The organism is Terribacillus saccharophilus, from assembly GCF_002272075.1.
GTDB lineage: Bacteria > Bacillota > Bacilli > Bacillales > Amphibacillaceae > Terribacillus > Terribacillus saccharophilus_A.
In genome coordinates, this window is the sequence record NZ_NPBJ01000007.1 from 1 (window position 1) to 9,185 (window position 9,185).

General features: G+C 43.0%; 8 protein-coding genes and 1 other annotated feature. Of the genes, 2 read left to right on the forward strand and 6 right to left on the reverse strand.

The annotated features are described in order from the left end of the window. The first annotated feature begins 393 nt into the window (after positions 1–393). Positions 394–894: a CarD family transcriptional regulator gene (locus CHH48_RS05230; RefSeq protein WP_170937541.1), complete on the forward strand. Its 501-nt coding sequence runs from the start codon at positions 394–396 to the stop codon at positions 892–894. A 166-nt stretch (positions 895–1,060) separates the two neighbouring features. Here CHH48_RS05230 and CHH48_RS05235 read toward each other — a convergent pair whose 3' ends face one another. The 4 genes from CHH48_RS05235 to CHH48_RS05250 form a co-directional block, all read right to left on the reverse strand. Next, positions 1,061–1,846 carry an SDR family NAD(P)-dependent oxidoreductase gene (locus CHH48_RS05235; RefSeq protein WP_176466367.1) on the reverse strand — a complete coding sequence of 262 codons (786 nt, stop codon included), beginning with the start codon at positions 1,844–1,846 and terminating at the stop codon, positions 1,061–1,063. Positions 1,847–2,098: 252 nt separating this feature from the next. Further along, on the reverse strand, positions 2,099–2,968 hold the full coding sequence (locus CHH48_RS05240) for a sugar phosphate isomerase/epimerase family protein (RefSeq protein WP_095220310.1): 870 nt from the start codon (positions 2,966–2,968) through the stop codon (positions 2,099–2,101). 129 nt (positions 2,969–3,097) lie between these two features. After that, the gene (locus CHH48_RS05245; RefSeq protein WP_175072863.1) at positions 3,098–3,646 is read right to left on the reverse strand and encodes a GNAT family N-acetyltransferase; all 549 of its coding nucleotides are present in this window, start codon (positions 3,644–3,646) and stop codon (positions 3,098–3,100) included. A gap of 63 nt (positions 3,647–3,709) precedes the next feature. Then, positions 3,710–6,364, reverse strand: coding sequence for a valine--tRNA ligase (locus CHH48_RS05250; RefSeq protein ID WP_095220313.1), 2,655 nt, complete (start codon positions 6,362–6,364; stop codon positions 3,710–3,712). A gap of 51 nt (positions 6,365–6,415) precedes the next feature. Continuing rightward, positions 6,416–6,657 (reverse strand) — a binding site (T-box leader). Between the two features lie 122 nt (positions 6,658–6,779). On the opposite strand from CHH48_RS05250, the gene CHH48_RS05255 reads away from it, so the two are divergent. Continuing rightward, positions 6,780–6,968: a hypothetical protein gene (locus CHH48_RS05255; protein ID WP_095220308.1), complete on the forward strand. Its 189-nt coding sequence runs from the start codon at positions 6,780–6,782 to the stop codon at positions 6,966–6,968. On the opposite strand, the gene CHH48_RS05260 is transcribed toward CHH48_RS05255, so the two are convergent. Both CHH48_RS05260 and CHH48_RS05265 read right to left on the reverse strand, forming a co-directional pair. Then, positions 6,969–7,982, reverse strand: coding sequence for a hypothetical protein (locus tag CHH48_RS05260; RefSeq protein ID WP_095220307.1), 1,014 nt, complete (start codon positions 7,980–7,982; stop codon positions 6,969–6,971). Positions 7,983–8,005: 23 nt separating this feature from the next. Continuing rightward, positions 8,006–9,185: LysM peptidoglycan-binding domain-containing protein (locus tag CHH48_RS05265; RefSeq protein ID WP_141230052.1), on the reverse strand; the 1,180-nt coding region annotated here is incomplete at its 5' end.

Consider the following 9,185-nt stretch of genomic DNA (forward strand, 5'->3'; position numbering starts at 1 on the left):
CCGGTTCGAAGAAAATGCTCCAGGATCGTAATTCATGCTGTTCTTTGCACTGACTTGCACCAACCGTCAGCTCTCTCTATCAGGGAGAACATACATTACTGTAATCCATTCAACGCTCATTTATTAATATATTGAGTATCCTACAGGAAAAGTGATGAAAAATCAATATATTTATTATTAATATATTTTCAGAGCTCACATATAATACATAGAGAGACGTCTACACGGCATTGTTTATTCCTGTATATTTTTTTCTTTCTTTACTTTATTGATGTTTTAAATTCAATTTTGAAAGGTAAAAACGTCCTTTCTGAGCAGCGATTCAATAAGCCCAAAAATATAACCGACCAATTTGTGTTATAATAGAAGTATCTTTGAAGGGAGATTGTTAATTTGCTTAAAGGCGGAGATAGTGTATTTTATCCTTTTCACGGAACAGGGACCATAGAATCAACGGAATATATGAGGGAAAGAGAATATTTCAAAATATTCTTTCCTTTTAAAAAGTTACATGTGTTTGTACCGAGTCAAAACGAAAACCAGAATGGTCTACGCCCAATCATTTCTTTAGAACAATTAGAGCAAGTAAAATTAGATTTCTATGACAATGGTGTTCCTTTGCCTTCTTCAGTAAGTGAACGATCTAAAGTCTTGGACAGTAAGATGAAATTAGGTACTACGTTAGAAATCAGTCAGATAATAAGAGATCTGATGCACTTCCATACCACGGACGGTCGCTTATCTCAATCAGACAAAAAAGTATATAAAAATGCAGAAGAGTTTCTTATTGGAGAAATTCAAGAAATAAAAAATATTTCATATGATCAAGCCTCTTCTGACGTGAAATCTTTAGTTGAAAATCGTTTTAAAATAGATGCACCTACTTTCAGATAAGATATGATAATTATGTCTTATTTGAGAATATTGATTGTCTTAAGATCATAAAAAGGTCTACGTTCTGCATTAGAACGTAGACCTTTTTATTTTGTTAACAAGAATTTTTGTACTTGTCAAACTAAGATGCAGTGTTATTTACTATCCCTGTTTTATTTCTACTTACCTAGTTTTGAAGGCGTGCTCTTTTTGCATGATTAGCTGCTTTCACTGGTTCAGGTGTGGTCCTATTATCTTCTGCCTGCTGTTTTGTTTCTTCGTCACCTCCGACAACATGATCCTCATCATTCATGAGTGCTTCATAGCCTTGTTTCGCAACGAGTACTTTATCATTCTTCTTAGAAGAGCCGATTTCACTGGAGTCCATTCCAGCATTTGAATGGAAGTTAGTGTCCGTTGCCCCTGGCAGCAATGCAGTGACGGTAACACCTGTTTGACGCAGCTCTTCACGCAGAGACTCTGCGAACATATATCCAAAGGCTTTCGAAGGACCATATACTGTTTCATAAGGTGTTGGCTGCGTAGCAGAAATGGATGAGACAATCAGTATTCTGCCTCTGCCATTCGGAACCATATGCTGTACCACTCGTTTCGTCATGTGGACTGTACCAGAAATGTTGATGGAGACGAGCCTCAATTCATCTTCCAGATCCGTGTCAGTAAAGGCACCGCCAAGACCAATTCCAACGTTAAGTACTGCCGCATCTAGCGGACGTTTCAGTTCAGTGAAAAAGCTCCAAAAGCTTTCTACACCATCAAAAGTTGCTGCATCAGCTTTATGAGGGTAAGCTTCTACTCCTAAATCACGGATAGTATCAGCTGCTTCGAAAATTCGATCACTTGATCCAGATAATGCTATATCATAATTATCTTGTGCAAATTGTTTCGCAAGTTCAAGGCCAAGACCTGATGAAGCTCCAGTAATCAATGCAAGCTTACGTTGTTCTGACATAATAAAATCTCCTTTGTTGCCTGTTTATAGGCTGACTTGAAAGTTTTAGATTCAATCTCCTGTTCTATAAGTTCTCTATTCTATGAAATATTAAACTTCAAATGTAATTTACAATAACGCAAAAAACGCAGAGGGACTAGACCCTCTGCGTTTCTCATTTGATTAATTCTTCTATTTTATCATGTGAATTCACTTGGTTAATTCTGAACATACTAGCAATCTGGTCTTTTCTTTGCTATTCATTCTGAAGACCTAAGAAAGCACAACTTCTTTTTTAACCTTAGATGAAGTAAAGAAGTTTTTAGCTGATTCTAAACACTTTCTTGCATGCTCTTCATACCCATATGCTTCTACCCTTTGCTTATGCGGGATTTCAAGGGAATACACAATATCATCAGGCATATAGGAAAGTATTTCTTTGTTATCAATTCCTTCTTCATCCACGTACAAGCGTTCCTCCCTTAGGATGCGTGTCATTTCCTCTACATCTTCAGGAATTAAACTTGTGGCGTTGCACAAATGAAAGAAGTTAAGCCATTTTCTTGGAATACGTTTCAGGTCTTCCACCTTATCACCAAATAGATGCACAGAACGATGGAAATGATGAGAATCTACCAATATAGCAGCATTTTGACGTTTTACACTGTTCAGTATTGCTAGTGCTCCCTTTAGATTATAAACGCCAGCAATCGTCACAAACTCCAGCTGTACCGTCAGACCATACGGCTTAGCTAAATCACAAATTTGCGCAAAACTGTTTTTCCCAAACTCAAGGTCATCTGTCCAAATACTTGCAATAACATGCTTAGCACCTAGTTCCTGGGCAATCTTGAACGATGGAACTAGAGAGACGGGATCTGTTTCTTCCTCTACTCTCACTAACTCGATATCCCATACTTTTAGTCCGGTTTCTTTTAAAGCTTTTTTTGTATCTTCAAGCATTTCTTTATTTGTAGAAAGGTCATAATTAGGTTCACCTGGCAACCCCATATAAATTGTACGAATACTAGCATAGTCGTAGCCAGTTCTAGACGCCATACGAATAAATTCTGGTGGTGGCACCTGTAATGCTGTCAAATGTGCCAATGAGAATTTTTCCTTGTGTTTTTTAGCTGTGTTCATTTCTTCATCTCCTCTTCAATTTCCTTACATAAAAGAAAAGGAGAATAAGCTGCAAAATACAACCCATCTAGCATTAGAAACTTATATCAGCTTCTATTGAACGCGATCATACTAACTTGCGGAGCTATCTCAAGCTTCCTCCCAGTCCTCACGCAGCAGTGCGTATACATTCGCATCATACGTTTTTCCACCATGATAATAGTAACTGTGCAGTAATCCCTCTTTCATGAATCCTTGTTTCTCCAACAGGGCAGCAGATGCTTTATTCTCTGGATACACCATAGCTCCGATACGAAGTAGATCCAATTCCTTGAAACAGTAGCCTAAAACAGCTCCCATCGCTTCATTCGCAAACCCTTTCTTCCAATGATCCGGATGCAATTCGTACCCAATTTCAGCACGTCGATTGCTGCGATTTACTTGGTGTAAGCCAATCGTTCCGAGAAATCGGCCTGCCTCCTTACAATACATACCCCATCGTATTACGCGCCCTTCCTGCAGACCGCATCGGAAGGAAGAAATGACTCGCTCTGCTTCTTCAATTGACTGAAGCGGCTCCATGCCATAGAACTTAGTTACATTGCGGTCAGACAGAGCGGCAAATACGTATGGAGCATCCTGCATTTTTACTTCATCCAATACTATTCGTTCGGTTTCAAGCTTTTGAAATGTCAGCATATTCATCTCTCCCTATGTAAAAAAAGACGCACTAGCAAAGTTCTAGTGCGTCTTGTGATGTGTTTAGCCTTTTAGTTCATTGATGCGCTGCTGTACGCGTGCACGTTTATCTTCATAATCTGCTTGCTTAGCACGTTCTTCTTCGACGATCTTCTCTGGTGCCTTGCTGATGAAACCTTGGTTAGAAAGCTTCTTCTCAACTCGATCGACTTCTTTTGTCCATTTGTCGAGTTCTTTCTCCAAGCGTTCGATTTCTTTGGAGATATCGATCAAGCCTTCAAGCGGCAAGTAAAGCTCTACGCCAGTAAGAACAGCTGACATTGCTTTGTCTGGTGCTTGAATTGCTGTTGCAATCGTCAGTTCACTTGGGTTACAGAAGCGTTCGATATAGTGCTGCTGTGCCTTAAGCTTTGCTTCAATTGTATTGTCTTCTGCTTGGATAAGCAGTTGGATTTGTTTGGACATCGGTGTATCAACTTCTGCACGGATATTACGAACAGAGCGGATGATGCTCACTAAGCGTTTCATCTCTTCTGCTGATTTTTCATCATGCAAATCTTTGTTGACTGTCGGCCATGCAGCAACAGTGATGGATTCCCCTTCATGCGGAAGCTGCTGCCAGATTTCTTCCGTGATGAATGGCATGAATGGATGCAGCATGCGCATTGTCTGATCGAGTACATGTGCAAGTACAGAGCGTGTCATCTGCTTGGCATCTTCGTCTTCCCCGTATAGCGGAAGCTTCGCCATCTCGATATACCAGTCACACACATCATCCCAGATGAAGTTATACAAATGACGGCCAGCTTCACCGAATTCATATTTCTCTGCGTTGTATGTGACAGCTTCGATTGTTTCATTCAGGCGAGTAAGGATCCATTTATCTGCAAGACTCTTCTCTTTGGACAAATCTATGTCGCTGTACTGTAAGCCTTCCATATTCATCAATGCGAAACGGGATGCGTTCCATATCTTATTAGCAAAGTTCCAAGTGGACTCTACTTTATCCCATTGGAAGCGCAAATCCTGACCTGGTGATGAACCAGTTGACAGGAAGTAGCGCAACGAGTCTGCACCGTACTTTTCGATAACATCCATCGGGTCAACACCGTTACCGAGTGATTTACTCATCTTACGGCCTTCGCCGTCACGTACAAGACCATGAATCAGTACATCCTTGAATGGTCGTTCGCCTGTAAACTCCTTGGATTGGAAGATCATACGGCTCACCCAGAAAGCGATGATGTCATATCCTGTTACGAGTACATCTGTCGGGAAGTAGCGTTTGAAATCAGCTGCTTCTGTGTTAGGCCAATCCATTGTGGAGAACGGCCATAATGCGGAAGAGAACCACGTATCAAGTACGTCTTGATCTTGTTCCCAATTCTCGATGTCTGCTGGTGCTTCTTTGCCAACATACACTTCGCCTGTTTCTTTATGATACCAAGCCGGAATACGGTGTCCCCACCAAAGCTGACGGGATACACACCAGTCGCGGATGTTTTCCATCCAGTACGAATATGTTCTTTCGAATCGCTCTGGTACGAAGTTGATTTTGTCTTCGCCAGCTTGCAGTTCCAAAGCTTGTTTCGCTAACGGCTCCATGTTTACGAACCATTGTGTGGATAGATACGGCTCAACTACTGCGCCGCTGCGCTCAGAATGTCCAACGCTGTGCATATGGTCTTCGATTTTGAAGAGGATGCCCTGCTCCTGCAAATCTTTAACAATCTGCTTACGAGCTTCAAAACGGTCTAAACCGTTATATTTACCAGCATTTTCATTCATTGAGCCATCTTCATGCATGACAAGGATGCGTTCAAGATCATGACGGTTACCTACTTCAAAGTCATTCGGGTCATGTGCAGGTGTAATTTTAACTGCACCGGAACCGAATTCCATGTCAACATAATCATCCGCTACGATCGGAATTTCTCGATTCACTTCCGGCAAGATAACCGTTTTACCGATCAAGTGCTGGTAGCGCTCATCATCCGGGTGTACAGCTACTGCCGTATCCCCTAGGAATGTTTCCGGGCGAGTTGTCGCGATTTCGATATGACCTGTTCCATCAGCAAGTGGATAACGCATATGATAGAAGTGACCTTGTACGTCCTTATGGATTACTTCAATATCAGAAAGTGCCGTTTTTGCTGCTGGATCCCAGTTGATGATATATTCGCCACGGTAAAGCAAACCTTTTTCATACAATGTAACGAATACTTCTTTAACTGCTTCAGATAACCCTTCATCCAATGTGAATCGCTCACGTGAATAGTCAAGACCAAGTCCCATCTTAGACCATTGCTTACGGATGAAGCTTGCATATTCTTCTTTCCATTCCCAGCTCTTCTCTAAAAAGCCTTCGCGGCCAAGATCGTAGCGGCTGATGCCCTGCTCACGCAGTTTTGCATCTACTTTTGCCTGAGTCGCGATACCTGCATGGTCCATTCCTGGAAGCCAAAGCACATCATAGCCTTGCATCCGTTTCATACGCGTAAGGATATCTTGTAATGTCGTATCCCAAGCGTGCCCTAAGTGCAGCTTTCCTGTTACGTTTGGCGGCGGGATTACGATAGAGTAGGGCTGTTTGCTTTCATCTCCAGTTGCTTCGAAATATTTGCCATCAAGCCAGAATTGGTAGCGGCCTGCTTCGATGCTTGCTGGATCATATTTGGATGGCAGTGAGTTGGTTTCTTGTGATTTGTCTGTTGTCATGCCTGGTTCCTCCTTTAATGCTTTTGGTGACATATAAAAACCCTTCTCATCCAAAAGGACGAAAAGGGTTAGTTTCCGTGGTACCACCTTCATTTACGACACTAATTAGACGTGTCGTACACTCGAGGGAGATAACGGCTCTTCACCGGCTCCCCCTACTGACTAAAAGTCACATTCGGGGTCGCTGCATACAGGGCGACCTTCTACTGCAGGTATCCGGGAAACTTCCACCAATTTGCTTCCCTCTCTAGTATGGATCCTTACACTATACTCTTCCCTGTCAAAGCATTTGTATCATGTATAGCTTATTGTATCCACTTGACAGTAAAAAAGTCAATGAAGAGGCATATTTTTTTCGAAAAAGGGTAAACGCCTAGCCTTTCCCGTTCATATACTACCTATAGGAGGGATGACAATGAGTAAATTCAACCGCAACAACATGCCGGGTTTCCTCAAGTATTGGATCAGTGTCACCGAGAAGGCGGTAATTCCGCTGATCATCTTTCAGTTCATCAGAACAATATTGTTTCCGTCGATTTTGGATATTTTGTTACTTGGCGGCCTGATAGCACTCTACTTCAGCTTTCAGTCGAAATCAATCTGATCAAGAATCCACGCCATCCTGTTCTTCCTGATCACGAAGATCTTGAAAATAGGTTTGTGCCTGGAGAGCCTGCATCAGCTGCCTATGTGTCTGGGTCAATTCCAATACAACAGCAGGGGTATCTGCCTTTTGCGGAGCATCTACATACTCTCTCACCTGCTTCAAATACCGACCCGGGTGCAGCAAATGCAGCATGAACAGGCTCTCTTCGTTTTTCTTCATTTGACGATGTTCTTCATACGTATGCAAATAATATGGCGGGTTAATCACATTACTGTCGATAAACCGCCATTCCTCCCTATAGTAGGCAGCAAGATCCAAGCTAGGATTACCGAGCTTGGTCTTTTCCCAATTGAGCAGATGCAGCGGACTGCCCTCCTGGACATGAGAAGGACGTAAGCTTCCATGCAGAACGCTATGCTCCATCTCGGGATCTTCCTTCAGATCTGCATCATAATGGTCATACCACTTATCCAGCATCGCAGATACATGCTCTAAATCCTTATAATGCGTACAAACTAGCAGTGGAACAACCCCCATATATGTCTGGGATTCGAAACGCTCCACCCAAACAAGCAGCTCCTCCCTGTCCTGCTGGAGCTTCTCTTTTTGCTTTCGTATAGCCAATGCGTATGCTTCATAATCAATCGGATAACGTTTGCTGGAGGAGGCATGGATTTTCCCGAGTGAGGTAAACAGCATCTCATAAGGGTGATTCGGTTCATCTGTTCGATGCCGCTCCAGCCACGGCATCAGATAATAAACTTCTCCTTCATCCACCACATAGAAATTCTCCTGCAATGTTTGATAGACAGGTGGGACACCTTCCCGGTAAAAATTGTGCTTGCCTTGGACGACCATCAGCCAGCGGTCGAGCCGCTCCGGATGGAGGGATGACCTTTTTAAAGCAAAAGCCGCCTGGTGCGTTTGCACTTTAGACAGGCGGCTGGTTATGGCTTGAACCGAGGCTGGCGTGATGCCATAGGCAGCTAGTATTCGATCGATATTTTCCATCTAGCACACCCCGTTCATTCTTATTAGTTCTTTCTTGAACGTCGCTGCGGTATGAGAAGCAGCTGCCCCTCCGATACTGTTTCCTCTTCCAGATTGTTGGAGCTGGCAATTGAGCTGACCGGCACGTCATATCGAGTCGCAATCTTCTCCAACGTATCTCGTTCCTGGACGATGCAGACACGAAGCTTTGTATAAGTTTCTTCCCGCGCACCGAACATACTGACAAGGAAATTGCTGCTGTCTTTTCGTTCTGCTATTTCATCTGTTTCTTCCTCTTCCTCAAACGCTTCCGGCAGATCCTCTGGCTGCAGCTCCTGATTGATTGGCACTGACTGCAGCGATACGTCATTATATGATTCTTCCGTATCAATATCTTCTGCAGTTACATCTGCCTGAGGTACTTCTGTAGGCTCGACTGGTTTACTACCGAAGAATTCACTGAATGTCTTCGTCTCTTTATATTTCCATCTGTCATCCTCTTCAGGTGTCAAAAGAGGAGGTGCCTCGAATCTGATTGGCTCAGGAGGTGCTTCTTCTTCTTGCTTTGCTTGATAAGTGAAGGTGAAATCTGGACTATCGGTAGGTTCATCATGCGGGAGTTCCCGATCCAGATAATACACATCATCATCCTGAATATGCGCCTGACGGAAATCGGCCGCTTGATACATATCCTCCAGCTCATCCGGTAGCACGAAAAGTTCTTCAGGCAGCTTACCAGCTTCAGGAATTTGATAAGCATTTTGTAAATGTGATTGTTCTTCTGCTTCATAAACTGCTTCTTCACGAGACTTTGCTGCAGGCTTCTCCGCTTTTATAGTTACCTTTGGAGAAGCAGGTGCTTGATCCTGTGCAAAAGCATGTGGTTCTTCCTGTTCCTCTTCAGAAGGGCGTTGTTCTACATATTCTGCTGATACAGCTGAAGCCTCTAACTCCTCCAGTCCTGCTTCTGCCTGAGTTTGCTCTGAATATTCCTGATCAGATGAAATGCTTTGAGCCTCGGTTTTCTGATCGCGAGTTTCTGCTTTTAGTTCTGCTTCTACCTCTGTTTCCGTATATTCTTGAGAAAACTGATAACCTTGCACTTCGGCATCGTGATTGTCTCGGACTTCTTTTTGCTCTGCATATTCTTGAGCAAATTGATAGCTTTGCTCCTCGTTTTTATATTCGTCGCGGGCATTTGCTTCTGTTTCCTCGCGGTTCACC